Origin of the sequence: Gottfriedia acidiceleris, assembly GCF_002128425.1 — a bacterium.
Taxonomy (GTDB): Bacteria; Bacillota; Bacilli; order Bacillales; family Bacillaceae_G; genus Gottfriedia; species Gottfriedia acidiceleris.
This window is the reverse complement of sequence record NZ_NESS01000017.1, coordinates 51,100-69,275: the sequence shown is the minus strand read 5'-3', so window position 1 is coordinate 69,275 and position 18,176 is coordinate 51,100. Positions and strand designations below refer to the sequence as shown.

Genomic DNA, 18,176 nt, shown 5'->3' with positions numbered 1-18,176 from the left:
CACACCCGTTCCCATACCGAACACGGCAGTTAAGCTCTTCAGCGTCGATGGTAGTTGGGGGTTTCCCCCTGTGAGAGTAGAACGTCGCCTGGTAAATAAAAACATCAGCTATTAGGCTGGTGTTTTTTTGTATATATATAAATGCTCAAATGATCAAACGAATTAGATCAAGTTAATAATTTTTTAATAAAAGTATAGAGGAAAAAAAGCTTCTTAAAAGAATTGTATAACATATATATTTATATACTGTAAAAAAAATCGTCGAATGGCGAGCCTTTAGACGAAGATAGAGGAGTTATTGCACTTATATTTAATACTTAAAACTGAGAAATATGTCGATTTTTCTTCTAGGCTTCCAATTTTACTTTCTTAATAATCAAAAAAAGATTAAGAGCGGTGTGGTTTGGAAAAAATGGTAAAGAGATAATAGTTGAAATTTTTCATGAAAGGAATATAATAATAGTCAAAGATAGTCAAAGTCAGTAAAGGTGGTAAATAGATGAAGAATATATCAGATATTATTGAACAATATCTAATGAACTACTTTGACATATCCGATAAAGATTATGTCGAGATAAAAAGAAGTGAAATAGCGAATAAATTTGACTGTGTACCTTCTCAAATAAATTATGTAATTAATACTAGATTCACATTAGAAAGAGGATATGTGGTAGAAAGTAAACGTGGTGGAGGAGGGTATATTCGAATTATTAAAGTGCAATTTCATGATAAAGCGAGCGTAATTGATCAAATATTAAATAGCTTTACTAATAATATTGCACAGTCTAGCTCCGAGGACTATATTCGCCTTCTACTTGAAAAAAATGTAATTACTGGGCGTGAAGCAAAAATGATGTTAAGTGTATTAGATCGTTCAGTAATAATGGTTAATTTACCTTATCGGGATGAGTTAAGAGCAAGAATGTTCAAAGCAATGCTAAGAAGTTTAAAGTATAAATAGAATATGGAGGTTGCCCATAATGATTTGTCAAGAATGTCAAGAACGTCCGGCAACATTACACTATTCTAAAATTATTAATGGTGAGAAAACAGATATTCACTTATGTGAGAAATGCGCAAATGAATCGAACAACAAATATATTTTTTCTGAAATAGGTGGTTATTCTGTAAATGATTTGTTAGCTGGATTGTTTAAAGGTAATACTGGTATTTATGAAATGAAGAAAAATAAGATTCATCAAGATTCTCAAATTGAATGTCCTAGATGTAAGATGACTTTTCAAAAGTTTACTAAAATTGGACGTTTAGGTTGTTCAAGTTGTTATGAAACATTTATGGATCAGATGAAACCAATTGTTAAAAGAATTCATAGTGGTAATGTATCGCATACAGGGAAAATACCTCAAAAGATTAACGGGGCTATCTCTTTAAAAAGGAAGTTACAAGACTTAAAATCTCAAATGAAAAATTTTATCGATAATGAAGATTTTGAGCAAGCAATTAAGATTCGAGATGAAATTCGTGATATTGAAAAAGATTTACAAGCCCTTCAAAAGGAGGTGGAGTAAGTTACATGTCTTTTAATCGAATTATTAATGAAGCCATCAGTCCATGGATGAAACAAGAGGGTCCAGATGATGATATAGTTTTAAGCAGTCGTATTAGGTTAGCCAGAAATTTTAGTGCATATTTATATCCAACTTTACTTAGTCAAGACAAGGCTAAAGAAATTTGTCATTTAGTTAAACATTATTTTGAAGGTAGTACAGCTTTACCAAACGGACCTTTTGAATATATTGAGATTAATAAGTTAGAACCAGTAGAGAAAAGAGTATTAATTGAAAAACACTTAATAAGTCCTAATTTAGTTCAAGAGTCGGTACATGGTGCATGTATTTTATCTCAGGATGAACAAATTAGCATTATGATCAACGAAGAAGACCATTTAAGAATTCAAGCTCTATTTCCAGGTTTACAACTTAGAGAGGCACTTACTCAAGCGAATCATATTGATAATTATATAGAGAGTCAGCTTGAATATGCTTTTGATGAAACAATTGGTTATTTAACTAGCTGTCCTACTAATGTTGGTACCGGATTAAGGGCTTCAGTAATGATGCATCTTCCAGCACTGGTCATAACAAAACAATTTAACCGTTTAATTCCTACTATTAATCAACTTGGTTTAGTTGTAAGAGGAATTTATGGTGAAGGTAGCGAAGCATTAGGTAATATCTTTCAGATTTCGAATCAAATTACATTAGGGAAATCGGAAGAAGAAATAATAGAAGACTTAACGACAATTGTACAACAACTGATCAAACACGAGAAATCAGCAAGAGATGCACTTGCAAGAACTTCTTTAATTCGTTTAGAAGATCGGGTCTTTCGTTCTCTAGGTACATTGAAATACGGAAGAATAATAGAAACAAAGGAAAGTGCTAAGTGTTTATCGGATGTACAGTTAGGGATTGATTTAGGTTTAATTGATGGTTTATCTAAAAACTTTTTACATGAATTAATGATATTAACTCAACCAGGTATTTTACAACAGTACGTAGGTGATCAGCTTACTCCCGAAGAAAGGGATATTAAAAGAGCATCACTAATACGCGAAAGACTATCTAATAAAAATAACTAATTATATGGGAGGAACCAATTATGATGTTTGGTCGATTTACAGAACGTGCTCAAAAAGTATTAGCTCTTTCTCAAGAAGAGGCAATCCGAATTGGACACTCAAATATAGGTACAGAACATATTTTACTAGGACTTGTTCGAGAAGGTGAAGGTATTGCAGCTAAAGCATTACTTGCACTTGGATTAAGCCCAGAGAAAGTACAGCAAGAAGTGGAAACATTAATAGGACGTGGTCAGGGAGTTGCCCAGACTGTACATTACACTCCTAGAGCTAAAAAAGTGATTGAATTATCAATGGATGAGGCTCGTAAATTAGGGCATTCATATGTAGGAACAGAGCACATCCTTTTAGGATTAATTCGAGAAGGAGAAGGTGTAGCAGCAAGAGTATTAAATAATCTCGGTGTTAGCTTAAATAAAGCTCGTCAACAAGTTCTTCAATTATTAGGTAGCAATGAAAGCTCATCTAATCATCAAAATGGATCGGCAAATCAAGCAAATACTCCAACATTAGACAGCTTAGCTCGTGATTTAACAGTATCGGCTAGAGAGGGTCGTTTAGATCCTGTAATCGGACGTGGTAAAGAAATTCAGCGAGTAATTGAAGTGTTAAGCCGACGCACTAAGAATAATCCAGTATTAATTGGTGAGCCTGGTGTAGGTAAAACAGCTATTGCAGAAGGATTAGCTCAACAAATTGTTAATAATGAAGTACCAGAAATTTTAAGAGATAAACGAGTAATGACACTTGATATGGGTACTGTCGTAGCTGGAACTAAGTACCGTGGTGAATTTGAAGATCGTCTGAAAAAAGTAATGGACGAAATTCGTCAAGCTGGTAATATTATTCTTTTCATTGATGAACTTCATACATTAATTGGTGCAGGTGGAGCGGAAGGTGCAATTGATGCATCTAACATCTTAAAGCCATCATTAGCACGTGGTGAGCTACAATGCATCGGTGCAACAACAATTGATGAATATCGTAAATATATCGAAAAAGATGCAGCGTTAGAGCGTCGTTTCCAACCAATTCAGGTTGATCAGCCGAGTGTAGATGAGTCAATTCAAATTCTTCAAGGCTTACGTGACCGTTATGAGGCACATCATAGAGTATCAATATCTGATCAGGCAATTATTGAGGCTGTAAAACTATCTGATCGATATATTACAGACCGTTTCTTACCGGATAAAGCAATTGATGTTATTGATGAGGCAGGTTCTAAAGTACGTCTACGTAGTTTTACAACACCTCCAAATTTAAAAGAATTAGAATTAAAATTAGAGGAAGTTCGTAAAGAGAAAGATGCGGCTGTACAAAGTCAAGAATTTGAAAAAGCAGCATCATTAAGAGACTCAGAACAAAGATTACGTGAGCAATTAGAAGATACGAAACGCCAATGGAAAGAGAAACAAGGTAAAGAAAATTCTGAAGTAACCGTAGAGGATATAGCGAATGTTGTATCATCATGGACGAATATTCCAGTTACAAAACTTGCTCAAACAGAGGCAGATAAACTGTTAAATATGGAAAGTGTTCTTCATAAACGAGTGATTGGTCAAGAAGAAGCAGTAGTAGCAGTTTCTAAAGCTGTACGACGTGCAAGAGCAGGATTAAAAGATCCAAAACGCCCAATTGGTTCATTTATTTTCTTAGGTCCTACAGGTGTAGGTAAAACAGAATTGGCTCGAGCATTAGCTGAAACAATTTTCGGCGATGAAGATGCGATGATTCGTATTGATATGTCGGAGTATATGGAAAAACACGCAACGTCTCGTTTAGTAGGGGCACCTCCAGGATATGTTGGATATGATGAAGGTGGTCAACTAACTGAAAAAGTTAGACGTAAACCTTACTCAGTAATTCTATTAGATGAAATTGAGAAAGCTCACCCAGATGTATTTAATATCCTACTTCAAGTATTAGAAGACGGTCGATTAACCGATTCAAAGGGTCGTACAGTTGACTTTAGAAATACACTTGTTATCATGACATCAAACGTTGGAGCAAGTGCTTTAAAAACAAACAAATATGTTGGATTCAATATTAATGACGGTGAAAAAGATTATAAAGATATGAAAGGGAAAGTATTAGAGGAACTGAAAAAAGCATTCCGTCCTGAATTCCTAAACCGTATCGATGAAACAATCGTCTTCCATTCATTAGAGAAGAAACATATTAAAGAAATTGTTCACTTAATGGTTAATAGTTTAACGAAACGTTTAAAAGAACAAGAAATCGAACTAGAATTATCAGATGCAGCAATCGATAAAATTTCAGATGAAGGATTCGATGCTGAATATGGAGCTCGTCCATTAAGAAGAGCAATTCAAAAACAAGTAGAGGATCGTTTATCCGAAGAATTATTAAAAGGTAATGTTGAAAAAGGCCGAAAAGTTATTCTTGATGTAAAGGATAATGAATATGTGATTAGATCAGCGGCTGAAACTGTAAATCAATAAACAATTACAAAGTTCATACCTTTTATGAAGGATAAGTGAACAATTACTTGTAAAGTTATCTTATTTGTGAAAAAGGGCGTGAAGCCCTTTTTCTTATATCAAAAAAGCGTTAGGATAGACTTAGAATACATACTCTATTAATATAGAAAATCATAGTAACAAAAGAGGTACTATACATATGGCTAAAAAGAAAACTAAATTCGTTTGTCAATCTTGCGGATATGAATCAGTTAAGTGGGTTGGAAAGTGTCCTGCGTGTAATGAATGGAACACAATGGTTGAGTTTAACGAACAGCCTGCTAGTTCAAGAAGGCTAACGTTTAATACAAATGCCACAGTAGAAGGAACGAAACCAATTTCGATCATGGAAGTGGAAATAGGCACTGAAACTCGAATCGAAACTTCCTTCGATGAGTTTAACCGGGTTTTAGGTGGTGGTATCGTTTTAGGTTCATTAGTATTAATTGGTGGTGACCCTGGAATTGGAAAGTCGACGATGCTCTTGCAGGTTTCCTCACAATTGGCTAAAAAGGATCATAAAGTTTTATATGTTTCAGGTGAAGAATCTCAGAAGCAAATAAAATTAAGAGCAGAACGACTAGGTGTCGCTACGCAAAACTTATATGTATTATCCGAGACAGATTTGTCTTATATTGCTCGATATATGGATGAGATGTCTCCTGATTTTGTTGTAATTGATTCGATTCAAACAATCTATTTACAAGAAGTAACATCTGCTCCTGGTAGTGTTTCACAAGTTCGAGAGTGTACTTCAGAATTAATGAAAATTGCGAAGACAAAAGGCATACCGATCTTTATAGTAGGCCATGTGACAAAAGAGGGATCGATTGCTGGCCCGCGTTTATTGGAACATATGGTAGATGCAGTTTTATATTTTGAAGGTGAAAGACATCATACTTATCGAATATTAAGGGCAGTTAAAAATCGTTTTGGATCTACAAATGAAACGGGTATTTTTGAAATGAAAGAGTTAGGATTAGTAGAAGTACTGAATCCATCGGAAATATTCTTAGAAGAGAGACCTTTTGGAGTAGCGGGTTCAACTGTTGTTGCCTCTATGGAAGGTACTAGACCTGTACTTGTTGAATTACAAGCACTTGTCTCACCAACTAGCTTTGGAAATGCGAGGCGAATGGCAACGGGTATAGATCACAATAGAGTATCATTAATTATGGCAGTATTAGAAAAGAGAATGGGCCTTTTATTACAAAATCAAGATGCTTATTTAAAGGTTGCTGGTGGACTGAAGTTAGATGAACCAGCTGTAGATTTAGCTGTTGCGGTAAGTATAGCCTCAAGCTTTCAAGATAAACCTACTAATCCAACAGATGTAGTAATTGGTGAGATTGGTTTAACAGGAGAAGTTCGAAGGGTATCTAGAATAGAACAAAGAGTGCAGGAAGCAGCTAAACTTGGATTTAAAAGAGCAATAATTCCATCAAAAAATATTGGAGGATGGAGTTTTCCTGAAGGAATGGAAATAATAGGTATTAATACAGTACATGAAGCATTAAAATACGTGTTAGGAGGGTAGAGATGGAGGATCAAAAACAAAAAGCTAAATCAATGTTGCCAGTTTTAGAAATGATTGCTCCAGGTACACCATTGCGTGATGGCATTGATAACGTACTTAGAGCACAGACTGGTGGATTAATTGTACTTGGCTTTAATGATGAAACAAAAGAAATGGTCGATGGTGGTTTTCATATTAATGACCCTTTCTCTCCAGCTAGCTTATATGAATTAGCAAAAATGGATGGAGCACTCATTTTAAATGAAACTGGGACAAAAATCCTGTTGGCAAATGCACAATTGATACCAGATCAATCAATCTTTACAAAAGAAACTGGTATGCGCCATCGAACTGCAGAACGAGTATCAAGACAAACAGGAAACTTAGTAATTGCTATTTCGCAAAGACGTAATGTTATTACCTTATATAAAGGTAATCTGCGCTATACACTGCGGGATATTGGTGTAATTTTAACAAAGGCTAATCAGGCGATTCAGACTCTTGAAAAATATAAAATTGTGTGGAATCAAGGAATTACTTCACTTAGTATTTTAGAGTTTGAAGAACTAGTTACATTATTTGAAGTTGTAAATGTTTTACATAGTGTTGAAATGGTTCTTCGGATTAAAAATGAAATTAATAACTATGTAATTGAGCTTGGTGATGAAGGAAGACTGATCGAATTACAGTTAATTGAGATCATTTCGGACCTTGAGGAGGAGGCATTACTTTTAATAAAGGATTATCATTATAATAAGGAACAAGATCCTAAAAGTATTTTGCAAAAACTCCAAGAACTAGCTAATGAAGAATTGTTAGAGGATCATGCCATTATTAAATTGCTTGGTTATCCGAATAACACAAATCTTGAAGAAATGGTAGAGCCTAGAGGGTATCGTATGTTGATGAAAATTTCTAGACTACCGCCGCTAGTTATTGAAAATTTAACACAGCGATTTAAGCACCTTAAAGGGATCTACAAAGCTACTCTTGATGAGTTAGATGATGTTGATGGAATTGGTGAAATTCGTGCGAAAAAAATCAAAGAAGGACTAAAACGAATTCAGGAGCAACTGTATATCAATAGACATAACTAAGTTATTTCGTCTAAGATAGAGTTAATTATTTATTTAAAGGAGGTGGCGAATTGATAAAGAGGATCGTTCAAGTTATTTATATTTTTGTCGGAAGTACTTTAGGATTAGTACTTTTTCCACTATTAGATAAACTGTTAAAAACAGAGTTACCTAATATTTTGCATAATTCTTATGTGCAAGCTTTAAGTGGAGCAGTGATCTTTTTTATTTTATCGCTTTGGTTAGTTGATCCAACAGTAACGTTTATCAAGTATATTGAGGAGAAATTATTAAAAGCTCCTATTTCAATGATTTTGTTTGGTAGTTTAGGACTTGTTTTTGGACTTATTCTGGCATTTCTTATTTCATTGCCAATTGACTCAATTAGATTACAGTATGTTTCATCAATTATTCAAATAGTTGTTACGATTTTATTAGGATATTTAGGTTTTCAAGTTGGGATTAAAAAAAGAGAAGAATTATTAAGTTTATTTACTTTATCTTCAAGGGCAGCTAAGAAAAAGGCTGCTGAAGAGCAAGATACATCATTCGATATTCCAGTTAAAATTTTAGATACTAGTGTAATCATTGATGGTCGTATTGCTGATATTTGTCAAACCGGATTCATAGAAGGAACAATTGTGATTCCACAATTTGTATTAGCAGAATTACAATATATAGCCGATAGCTCGGATACGTTAAAACGTAATAGAGGGCGAAGAGGATTAGATATTCTAAATAGAATCCAAAAAGATCTAGCTATGAAAGTTGAAATCTACGAAGGGGATTTTGAAGATGTTCCTGAAGTAGATGCAAAATTAGTAAAGCTTACTAAATTAAAAAATGGTATTTTAGTGACAAATGATTTTAATTTAAACAAAGTTAGTGAACTTCAGCAAATTAAAGTTTGGAATATTAACGATCTAGCAAATGCAATTAAACCAGTAGTATTACCTGGGGAAGTATTAACTGCTTTTGTAGTAAAAGAAGGTAAAGAAAAATTACAAGGTGTTGCATATTTAGACGATGGTACAATGATCGTTGTAGAAGACGGTAAAGAATCAATTGGTAAACGAGTAGATACAGTCGTTACGAGCGTACTACAAACTTCTGCAGGTCGTATGATTTTTGCAAAAGTAAAGTAAGTTAGAGGGGTATACGTAAAATGCAATATAAGGTCATCATTCCAGCAGCGGGTTCTGGCTCACGAATGGGTGCAGGCTATAATAAATTATTTTTAAAAATAATTAACTCGCCAATTATTGAATTAACATTAAAAGTATTTGGCGAAGATCATCGTTGCAATGAGATTATCTTACCGATTAAAGAATCTGAAAGACAGTTCTTTGAAACTTTAAATTTGCCAAGCTTTATTCAACATAAAATAACCTATGTAAAAGGTGGAGCAGAAAGACAAGAAAGTGTTTATAATGGTCTAGTGTCAATTAAAGATACTGAAAGTTTTATTTTAGTACATGACGGGGCGAGACCTTTTGTAACAAATGCAGTAATTGAGCGGATTCTTGAAAAGATGAATGAACATGAGGCAGTTATCTGTGCTGTTCCAATGAAAGATACAATTAAGAAGGTTATAGATCAAGAAGTCATTGAAACAATCGATCGTTCTACACTTTGGGGAGTACAGACTCCCCAAGCTTTTTCATACAAATGCTTAATGGAAGCGCATCAAAAAGCAATTGAAAATGGTTATTTAGGAACTGATGATGCAAGCTTAGTTGAATGGAACGGAAGTAAAGTTTTTGTAGTAAATGGAGATTATAACAATATAAAAGTAACAACTAAGGAAGATTTGTTTTTTGCTGAAACAATTTATGAACAATATAGAAGTTAGAAGGTGTTTACATGTTTAGAATTGGACAAGGGTTTGATGTTCATGCTTTTGCAGAAAATCGCCCATTAATTATTGGTGGAATTGAGATTCCCTACGAATTAGGTTTATTAGGTCATTCTGATGCCGATGTTCTTCTTCATACAATATCGGATGCATTGCTTGGGGCTATCGGTGAGGGAGATATAGGTAGACATTTCCCAGATACGGATCCAGCTTTTAAAGATGCTGATTCAGCAAAAATACTTCAACACGTATTTCATATTGTTAAGGATAAAGGCTATGAGTTAGTTAACGCAGATTGTACGATTATTGCTCAAGCGCCTAAAATGGCACCATATATCCAATTAATGAGAGAGCGAATTGCAGAGCTGCTTGAAACGACATCTGATTGTATTAATGTAAAAGCAACAACAACTGAAAAATTAGGTTTTACAGGTAGAAAAGAAGGAATTGCATCCCAAGCGGTTGTATTGTTACAAAAGAAGGCTTAAACTAATAAAGTATATTAATTATTCAGTGGAGAGTGTCTATAAATGTCAAATAGAGTAAGAGTTCGTTATGCACCTAGTCCAACAGGTCATTTACATATTGGAAACGCACGTACTGCGTTATATGTATATTTATTTGCTAAGCATTTTAATGGTGATATGGTATTACGTATAGAAGATACTGATATAGAACGTAATGTTGAAGGTGGCGAAGAAAGCCAAGCGAAATATTTACACTGGTTAGGTATTGATTGGGATGAAGGTCCAGATAAAGGTGGCGAGTACGGTCCTTATCGTCAACTAGAAAGACTAGACTTATACAAACAATATGCTAATGAATTAATTGAGAATGGTCATGCATACAGGTGCTATTGTACTGAGGAAGAGCTTGCAGCAGAACGTGAAGCCCAATTAGCCGCTGGTCATCCAACTACACGTTATAGCGGAAAATGCCGTCATTTAACAGCTGAAGAAAGAGCTGCAAAAGAAGAAGCAGGTGCAGAACACACTATTCGTTTTGCAGTACCAGCAAACGATACGTATGAGTGGGAAGATATCGTTCGTGGAAATATTAAATTTGAATCAAAAGATATCGGCGACTGGGTTCTTGTTAAAAAGAACGGAATCGCTACTTATAACTACGCTGTAGTAGTTGACGATGCATTAATGAAAATTAGTCACGTACTGCGCGGGGAAGAGCATATTTCTAATACTCCTAAACAATTAATGGTATATCGTGCATTAAATTGGGATGCTCCAGATTTCGGTCATATGGCAGTAATCGTAAACGAAAACCGTAAAAAGCTTTCAAAACGTGACGAATCTGTATTACAATTTATTGAACAATATCAAAATCTTGGTTACTTACCAGAAGCATTATTTAACTTTATTGCTCTTCTTGGTTGGTCACCAGTTGGTGAAGAAGAAATTTTCAGCAAGGATGAATTTATTAAAATTTTCGATCCTAGTCGTTTAAGCTCTGCTCCAGCTATGTTTGATAAGCAAAAATTAACTTGGATTAACAATCGTTATATTAAAGAGCAACCATTAGAAAAAGTTGTAGAAATTTCATTACCACATCTAATTAAAGCTGGTTTTGTAAATGAAGAACGCACTGCAGATGAAAATCTGTGGGTTACTAACCTAGTAGCTTTATATCAAGACCAAATGAGCTTTGGTGCTGAAATTGTAGAATTATCAAGCTTATTCTTCAAAGAAGTATTAACATTCGGTGAAGAAGAGCAAGCTGTTATTTCGGAAGAGCAAGTAAAGGAAGTACTTTCTGCATTAGTTGAAGAACTTAAAGCTTCTGAAGAATTTACAGTTGATTCGATTAAAGCTGCAATGAAATCAGTTCAAAAGTCGACTGGACAAAAAGGCAAAAAGTTATTTATGCCAATTCGAGTTGCAACTACTGGTCAATGTCATGGTCCGGAATTACCTGCTGCGATGACTTTGCTAGGAAAAGAAAAAGTTATTGCTCGTTTACAACAAATAATTGGTTAACATTTTGATTGATTTGTAATATATATAAGTAATATTCATATAGGTAAAATGTTGATAGGGAAAAGTAAATGGTTACTCGTTACCCAGAGAGAATCACATTGGTGAAAGTGATTTTAACGGTAGTCATGGAAGTGCCCCCTTGAGTCCTTAGCCGAAAAATACGTTTTAGTAGGCTAAGGCGGTGGAAACCGTTACATTACATGAGTTGAGATAATTTATTTTTATCTAATCAGAGTGGAACCGCGCATAAAGCGTCTCTGTGTATGTTATGTACACAGGGACGCTTTTTATTTTTTATAGAGAAAAAAATCAAATTCTTAATAAATTCTTTAAGGGGAAATGAAGATGCTAAAGTACATGAAGGAAGATGTAGCGACGATTTTTGAACGCGATCCAGCCGCTACTAGCTATTTAGAAGTAATTCTTACGTATGCTGGTTTACATGCATTATGGCTTTATCGATTTGCTCATTATTTCAATCGGAAAAAATGGCACTTTATTGCAAGAAGTATTTCACAGTTTGCTCGGTTTTTAACAGGAATTGAGATTCATCCAGGGGCGAAAATTGGTAGACGATTTTTTATCGATCATGGAGCAGGAGTTGTAATTGGAGAAACATGTGAAATAGGTGATGATGTTACTATTTATCAAGGGGTAACATTAGGTGGAACAGGGAAGGAAAAAGGTAAGCGACATCCAACCTTATTGAGTGGGGTATTAGTAGCTACTGGAGCAAAAGTTCTAGGATCAATCACAATCGGAGAAAATGCAAAAATTGGTGCAAATTCAGTTGTACTAAAGGATGTTCCAAATAATACTACTGTAGTTGGTATACCTGGTAAGATAGTTGTTCAAGATGGAATTAGAGTAAATAATCAATTTGATCACTGTGATCTACCTGACCCAGTAGCGGATCGACTACTACAACTAGAAGCGGAATTAGAAGAGCTAAGAAGTTTAATGAGAATATCTGAAAGGAAGTAAAACGATGGCAATTCAAATTTATAATACATTAACAAGGAATAAAGAAGATTTTAAGCCTATAGAAGAAGGCAAGGTCAAAATGTATGTATGTGGACCTACTGTATATAACTATATTCATATTGGTAACGCAAGACCTGCAATTGTTTTTGATACAGTAAGACGTTATTTTGAATATCGTGGATATGAAGTAAACTATGTTTCAAATTTCACAGATGTTGATGATAAGTTAATTAAAGCAGCAAATGAATTAGGTTCAGATGTCCCAACGATAGCAGATCGTTTTATTAATGCATATTTTGAAGATGTTCAAGCATTAGGTTGCAAAACAGCGACGAATCACCCTCGAGTAATGGATAATATGGATATTATTATCGAGTTTATTGATGAGCTAGTAAAAAAAGGCTATGCATATGAATCTGAAGGTGATGTTTATTTTAAAACAAAGGAATTTGATGGTTACGGTAAACTTTCACACCAATCAATTGAAGACCTTCGAATTGGTGAAAGAATTGAAATTGGTGAAAAGAAGGAAGATCCATTAGATTTCGCTCTATGGAAAGCAGCTAAACCAGGTGAAATATTCTGGGAAAGTCCGTGGGGGAAAGGTAGACCAGGATGGCATATTGAGTGCTCAGCAATGGCAAAGAAATATCTTGGAGAAACAATCGATATTCATGCAGGTGGTCAAGATTTATCATTCCCACACCATGAGAATGAGATTGCTCAGTCAGAAGCTTTAAGTGGGAAAACTTTTTCAAATTATTGGATGCATAATGGATACATCAATATTGACAACGAAAAAATGTCTAAGTCATTGGGCAATTTTGTATTAGTACATGACATTATTAAAATCGTTGATCCAATGTTATTACGTTTCTTCATGTTATCAGTGCACTATCGTCACCCGATTAACTATAGCGAGGAACTTTTACAAGAAGCTAAAAATGGTTTTGAACGTATTAAAACGGCTTACCAAAATAGTAAACACCGTTTAGAAAGTAGTACTAATTTAACAGAAGATGACGATAAATGGTTAAAAGAAATAGCAGATGAAAAAACTGTCTTCACAAAAGTAATGGATGATGACTTTAATACAGCTAATGCGATTTCAGTTTTATATCAATTAGCTAAATTAGCAAATCAATATTTACTAGAGACACATACTTCAACGAATGTATTAAATCAATTAGTAGCAACTTTTGATGAATTATCAAATGTACTAGGTATTACACTAGTTAAAGAAGAAGCAATGTTAGATGATGAAATCGAAGCATTAATTCAAAAACGTACAGATGCACGTAAAAATCGTGATTTTGCATTAGCGGACCAAATTCGTGACCAATTAAAAGAAATGAATATAATCATTGAAGATACTCCACAAGGCATTCGCTGGAAAAGAGGATAACTTCATGATTGAAAGTAACCAAAATATTGATGCTAAACAACTAAACAGTTTAGCACTTGCTTATATAGGTGATGCTGTATATGAAATTTATGTACGTCATCACCTCCTTGAAAAAGGGACAGTAAGACCTAATCAACTTCACCGAGCGGCAACAAGATTTGTTTCTGCGAAAGGACAAGCTAAAGTAATTAGAGAAATGCTTTCAACTGATCTATTGTCAGATGAAGAAGTCGCAGTTGTTAAAAGGGGCCGTAATGCAAAATCAGGAACTGTGCCAAAAAATACTGATGTACAAACATATCGATACGCAACTGCAATGGAAGCGTTAATCGGATACCATTATTTATTAAAAAATGAAGATAGACTCAATACAATTGTACATTTTGCGATTCAATTTATTGAGAATGATAAAGGAGCATAATATGTCTGAGGAATTTATTATTGGGCGTAATCCAGTTATGGAAGCAATACGTTCAGGTCGTGATATAAATAAAATATGGGTTAGCGAAGGAGCAAATAAAGGTCAAATCCATAAACTTTTAGAATTAGCTAACCAAAACAAAGTGATTGTTCAAACAGCACCAAATAAGAAATTAGATGGAATGGTTAAAGGAAATCACCAAGGTGTAGTAGCACAAGTAGCTGCATATGAATATGTGGAAATTGATGACTTGTTTGAAGTTGCCAGTAGTCGAAACGAACAACCGTTCTTCTTAATTCTTGATGAAATTGAAGATCCACATAATTTAGGCTCAATTATGAGAACTGCAGATGCAGTTGGTGCTCATGGAATTATTATTCCAAAGAGAAGAGCAGTAGGTTTAACTTCAGCGGTTGCTAAAGCTTCTACTGGAGCGATTGAATACATTCCAGTTGCTCGAGTAACAAACTTAGCAAGAACTGTAGATGAATTAAAAGAAAGAGGAGTTTGGATTTTTGGTACTGATGCAAAAGGTGCAGATGATTATCGAAACATGGATGGCCAAATTTCTCTTGGTTTAATTATTGGTAGCGAAGGTAAAGGAATGAGCAGGATCTTAAAAGAAAAATGTGATTTCCTAATTAAGTTACCAATGGTCGGTAAAGTTACATCGTTAAATGCGTCTGTTGCGGCTAGTCTATTAATGTATGAAATACATCGTAAGAGACATCCGCTTGGATCATAAAAAGAAAGAAATTCTTATTGTAGATGGTTATAACATGATTGGAGCTTGGCCGAATCTTAGAAAACTTCGAGATATTGACTTTGATAAATCACGTGATTATCTAATTACTCAGCTTGCTGAGTATAAGGCATACACAGGGATGTATATAATAGTTGTATTTGATGCTCATTTTGTAAATGGAATCGAAAAGGTAGACAAGAATTCAAAGGTAGAAGTGATTTTTACTCGAAAAAACCAAACGGCTGATGAAAAAATTGAAAAACTTGCAATTGAGCTTCGACATGTTAACCATCATATTTATGTTGCGACATCTGACTTTACTGAGCAATGGCAAATATTTGGACAAGGTGCACTTCGTATACCTGCAATGGAACTATATCGATCGGTTACGCAAAATAAAAAAATGATAAGTAGTCGAATTAGTGAAATACCTGATCAAAGACTGACAATTAGCAAGACTTTAAATTCAAAACAAACAGAAATTTTAGAAAAATGGCGAAGAGGGGAACGATGACTTATTGTTTCCTTCTTCTTTGTGCTGTATAATTTAATTAAATTGTTTGGTCGGAGGTGCTAATTTTGAACGTTGAACAGGAATTGAAGCTAATGATAGAGTATGGACCTTTAGAAGATGAGGTAATTCTCGAATATGTTCGAGAGGGTGATCAAGAGGCACTAACATTTTTAATTCAAAAGTACCGAAATTTCGTTAAAGCCAAATCTAGGTCTTATTTCCTAATAGGAGCTGACCGTGAAGACATCATTCAAGAAGGTATGATTGGATTATACAAAGCAATTCGTGATTACAAAGAAGACAAACTTTCGTCCTTCAAGGCGTTTGCAGAATTATGCATTACAAGACAAATTATTACAGCAATTAAAACAGCAACTAGACAAAAGCATATCCCATTAAATTCATATGTTTCATTGGACAAGCCTATTTATGATGAGGAATCTGATCGTACATTGCTGGATGTTTTAACAGAAACAAAAAACATGGATCCAGAGGAACTTGTTATCAACCAAGAAGAAAATGTGGACATAGAGCTTAAAATGTCTGAATTATTGAGCGATTTAGAAAGGAAAGTATTATCACTCTATTTAGATGGTCGTTCTTACCAAGAAATATCAGAAGAGTTAAATAGGCATGTAAAATCGATTGATAATGCTTTACAACGAGTAAAAAGAAAGCTTGAAAGATATATGGAAATTAGAGAACTGTCGGTTTGATTAGATTAAGAAATTAGCGTTATAATGCATAGGAAAACAGGGTATAGAAATCAGTTTGACAGTTTAAAGTTCGCATGGTACATTTTTAATGGATAATTATAGATGAATTAGGTTGGTGTCACCATGAGAAAAAAAGTTGTCCTGTCGTGCGCTAATTGCAATAATAGAAATTACTCCACGATGAAGAATTCCTCTTCTGTAGAACGTTTGGAGATGAAAAAGTTCTGTAAAACGTGCAACGAGCATACTACACATAAAGAAACAAAATAAATGAAGTAAGATAAATGATAATTGCGAATGTCCTTATTCAGTATATAAATTAAAGATCATGCACTACTTTTTGGACAAGGTGGGCGTTTCGTAAATCTCTAAACTAGTATATATGGGGGTTGCATCTGTGGGTCGTATCGGTAAGTTTTTTCGCGAAGTAAAAAGTGAAATGAAAAAAGTTTCATGGCCTAAACGTAAAGAATTAGTTAATTCAACAATTACAGTATTAGCTACAGTTTTATTCTTTGTAGTATTCTTCGCTGTAATTGACACAGGACTTTCTAAACTAATTCGACTTATTCTTGAATAAGTTAAAACTAATTGTGCTATAATGAGTGATAATGTTTAAAAAAAAGCCCGGTGACGGGTTTTTTAATTTGCAAAGAAAGTTGACCGGGGAGGGAAGGACGAGTAGTCCTCTAACATGGAAAAAAGATGGTATGTAGTTCATACTTACTCAGGATATGAGAATAAAGTAAAAGCGAACTTAGAAAAACGTGTAGAAACAATGGGAATGCAGGATAAAATTTTCCGTGTAATAGTTCCAGAAGAATCAGAAGTAGAAATGAAGAACGGTAAAGAGAAAGTAACGAAACGTAAAGTGTTTCCAGGTTATGTGTTAGTTGAACTAGTAATGACTGACGATTCTTGGTATGTAGTTCGAAATACACCGGGAGTAACTGGCTTCGTTGGCTCAGCTGGATCTGGTTCAAAACCAACCCCGCTTTTAGAAGAAGAAATTACACATATTCTAAAACACATGGGTCTAGATGAACAAATAATTGATTTTGATTTAGATGTAAATGAAGTTGTTCGATTAAAAGAAGGTCCATTTGCGAATTATACTGGATCAATTAAAGAAATTGACTTCGAAAAGAAAAAAGTGACTGTGTTAGTAGAATTCTTTAATAAAGAAACACCGGTTGAACTGGATTTACATCTTGTTGAAAAATTATAATACAAGACCTTGCATTTTTAATTTGAAAATGTTAGACTTTTAAAGGTCAATATGCATCGAATAGATGATATTAACTTCTGTATAAGAATATGCATGTAAATGCAAAACGATATGAGTGGGAGGGTGTAAAACCCCATTACCACATCACGGACTTAAGGAGGTGTGTCTCGTGGCTAAAAAAGTAATTAAAATGGTAAAATTGCAAATTCCTGCAGGAAAAGCAAACCCAGCACCACCAGTTGGTCCTGCACTAGGACAAGCAGGTGTTAACATCATGGGATTCTGTAAAGAGTTCAACGCTCGTACAGCTGACCAAGCTGGTCTAATCATTCCTGTTGAAATCACTGTATTCGAAGATCGTTCGTTTACATTTATTACGAAAACTCCTCCTGCTGCTGTACTTCTTAAAGTAGCGGCTGGTATCGAGTCTGGTTCTGGTGAACCAAATCGTAAAAAAGTAGCAACAGTTAAACGCGATAAAGTGCGTGAGATTGCTGAACAAAAAATGCCTGACTTAAATGCTGCTTCTGTTGAAGCTGCTATGCGTATGGTAGAAGGTACTGCACGTAGTATGGGTATCGTTATTGAAGACTAATCCCATCTTCAATAAGGTGTGATTGAGGAGGTTGCGAGCATCACTTGA

At 34.5% G+C, this 18,176-nt stretch carries 20 protein-coding genes, 1 rRNA gene and 1 other annotated feature; all 21 genes read left to right on the top strand.

All coding sequences use genetic code 11. The features are described from left to right. Positions 1-93, top strand: a 5S ribosomal RNA gene (gene rrf, locus B6K90_RS20780); the annotation flags it as partial. 406 nt (positions 94-499) lie between these two features. Beyond that, positions 500-961, top strand: coding sequence for a CtsR family transcriptional regulator (locus B6K90_RS20775; protein ID WP_088014631.1), 462 nt, complete (start codon positions 500-502; stop codon positions 959-961). Between the two features lie 19 nt (positions 962-980). Then, positions 981-1,529 carry a UvrB/UvrC motif-containing protein gene (locus tag B6K90_RS20770; protein WP_088014630.1) on the top strand — a complete coding sequence of 183 codons (549 nt, stop codon included), beginning with the start codon at positions 981-983 and terminating at the stop codon, positions 1,527-1,529. Positions 1,530-1,534: 5 nt separating this feature from the next. Continuing rightward, positions 1,535-2,602, top strand: coding sequence for a protein arginine kinase (locus tag B6K90_RS20765; protein ID WP_088014629.1), 1,068 nt, complete (start codon positions 1,535-1,537; stop codon positions 2,600-2,602). Between the two features lie 20 nt (positions 2,603-2,622). Continuing rightward, on the top strand, positions 2,623-5,064 hold the full coding sequence (gene clpC, locus B6K90_RS20760; RefSeq protein ID WP_088014628.1) for an ATP-dependent protease ATP-binding subunit ClpC: 2,442 nt from the start codon (positions 2,623-2,625) through the stop codon (positions 5,062-5,064). A 178-nt stretch (positions 5,065-5,242) separates the two neighbouring features. Further along, the gene (gene radA / locus B6K90_RS20755; protein ID WP_088014627.1) at positions 5,243-6,619 is read left to right on the top strand and encodes a DNA repair protein RadA; all 1,377 of its coding nucleotides are present in this window, start codon (positions 5,243-5,245) and stop codon (positions 6,617-6,619) included. 2 nt (positions 6,620-6,621) lie between these two features. Beyond that, positions 6,622-7,695: a DNA integrity scanning diadenylate cyclase DisA gene (disA, locus tag B6K90_RS20750; protein ID WP_088014626.1), complete on the top strand. Its 1,074-nt coding sequence runs from the start codon at positions 6,622-6,624 to the stop codon at positions 7,693-7,695. A gap of 50 nt (positions 7,696-7,745) precedes the next feature. Beyond that, positions 7,746-8,819: a PIN/TRAM domain-containing protein gene (locus tag B6K90_RS20745; RefSeq protein ID WP_088014625.1), complete on the top strand. Its 1,074-nt coding sequence runs from the start codon at positions 7,746-7,748 to the stop codon at positions 8,817-8,819. Positions 8,820-8,839: 20 nt separating this feature from the next. Then, positions 8,840-9,526 (top strand): 2-C-methyl-D-erythritol 4-phosphate cytidylyltransferase, encoded by a 687-nt coding sequence (gene ispD / locus B6K90_RS20740; RefSeq protein ID WP_088014624.1) that lies wholly within the window; start codon positions 8,840-8,842, stop codon positions 9,524-9,526. 11 nt (positions 9,527-9,537) lie between these two features. Then, a complete protein-coding gene (gene ispF / locus B6K90_RS20735; RefSeq protein ID WP_088014623.1) occupies positions 9,538-10,017 on the top strand; it encodes a 2-C-methyl-D-erythritol 2,4-cyclodiphosphate synthase in 480 nt (159 codons plus the stop codon). 42 nt (positions 10,018-10,059) lie between these two features. Beyond that, positions 10,060-11,520, top strand: coding sequence for a glutamate--tRNA ligase (gene gltX / locus B6K90_RS20730; RefSeq protein WP_088014622.1), 1,461 nt, complete (start codon positions 10,060-10,062; stop codon positions 11,518-11,520). Positions 11,521-11,562: 42 nt separating this feature from the next. Next, positions 11,563-11,782 (top strand) — a binding site (T-box leader). An 83-nt stretch (positions 11,783-11,865) separates the two neighbouring features. Next, on the top strand, positions 11,866-12,504 hold the full coding sequence (cysE, locus tag B6K90_RS20725; RefSeq protein ID WP_088014621.1) for a serine O-acetyltransferase: 639 nt from the start codon (positions 11,866-11,868) through the stop codon (positions 12,502-12,504). A gap of 4 nt (positions 12,505-12,508) precedes the next feature. Beyond that, the gene (gene cysS, locus B6K90_RS20720; RefSeq protein ID WP_088014620.1) at positions 12,509-13,909 is read left to right on the top strand and encodes a cysteine--tRNA ligase; all 1,401 of its coding nucleotides are present in this window, start codon (positions 12,509-12,511) and stop codon (positions 13,907-13,909) included. A 4-nt stretch (positions 13,910-13,913) separates the two neighbouring features. Next, positions 13,914-14,330, top strand: coding sequence for a Mini-ribonuclease 3 (locus B6K90_RS20715; RefSeq protein WP_088014619.1), 417 nt, complete (start codon positions 13,914-13,916; stop codon positions 14,328-14,330). 1 nt (position 14,331) lies between these two features. Continuing rightward, the gene (gene rlmB, locus B6K90_RS20710; RefSeq protein ID WP_088014618.1) at positions 14,332-15,075 is read left to right on the top strand and encodes a 23S rRNA (guanosine(2251)-2'-O)-methyltransferase RlmB; all 744 of its coding nucleotides are present in this window, start codon (positions 14,332-14,334) and stop codon (positions 15,073-15,075) included. Between the two features lie 34 nt (positions 15,076-15,109). Beyond that, entirely contained in the window at positions 15,110-15,589 is a 480-nt protein-coding gene (locus B6K90_RS20705; protein ID WP_235821877.1) for an NYN domain-containing protein, read from the top strand. A gap of 65 nt (positions 15,590-15,654) precedes the next feature. Next, positions 15,655-16,305 carry an RNA polymerase sporulation sigma factor SigH gene (sigH, locus tag B6K90_RS20700; protein WP_056467364.1) on the top strand — a complete coding sequence of 217 codons (651 nt, stop codon included), beginning with the start codon at positions 15,655-15,657 and terminating at the stop codon, positions 16,303-16,305. A gap of 123 nt (positions 16,306-16,428) precedes the next feature. Continuing rightward, positions 16,429-16,575: a 50S ribosomal protein L33 gene (gene rpmG / locus B6K90_RS20695; RefSeq protein ID WP_082459366.1), complete on the top strand. Its 147-nt coding sequence runs from the start codon at positions 16,429-16,431 to the stop codon at positions 16,573-16,575. 127 nt (positions 16,576-16,702) lie between these two features. Next, positions 16,703-16,885, top strand: a complete 183-nt coding sequence (secE, locus tag B6K90_RS20690; RefSeq protein WP_088014616.1) for a preprotein translocase subunit SecE — start codon at positions 16,703-16,705, stop codon at positions 16,883-16,885. A gap of 114 nt (positions 16,886-16,999) precedes the next feature. Continuing rightward, positions 17,000-17,533 (top strand): transcription termination/antitermination protein NusG, encoded by a 534-nt coding sequence (gene nusG, locus B6K90_RS20685; protein WP_088014615.1) that lies wholly within the window; start codon positions 17,000-17,002, stop codon positions 17,531-17,533. A 169-nt stretch (positions 17,534-17,702) separates the two neighbouring features. Continuing rightward, positions 17,703-18,128 carry a 50S ribosomal protein L11 gene (gene rplK / locus B6K90_RS20680; protein ID WP_056467373.1) on the top strand — a complete coding sequence of 142 codons (426 nt, stop codon included), beginning with the start codon at positions 17,703-17,705 and terminating at the stop codon, positions 18,126-18,128. Positions 18,129-18,176 lie beyond the last annotated feature (48 nt).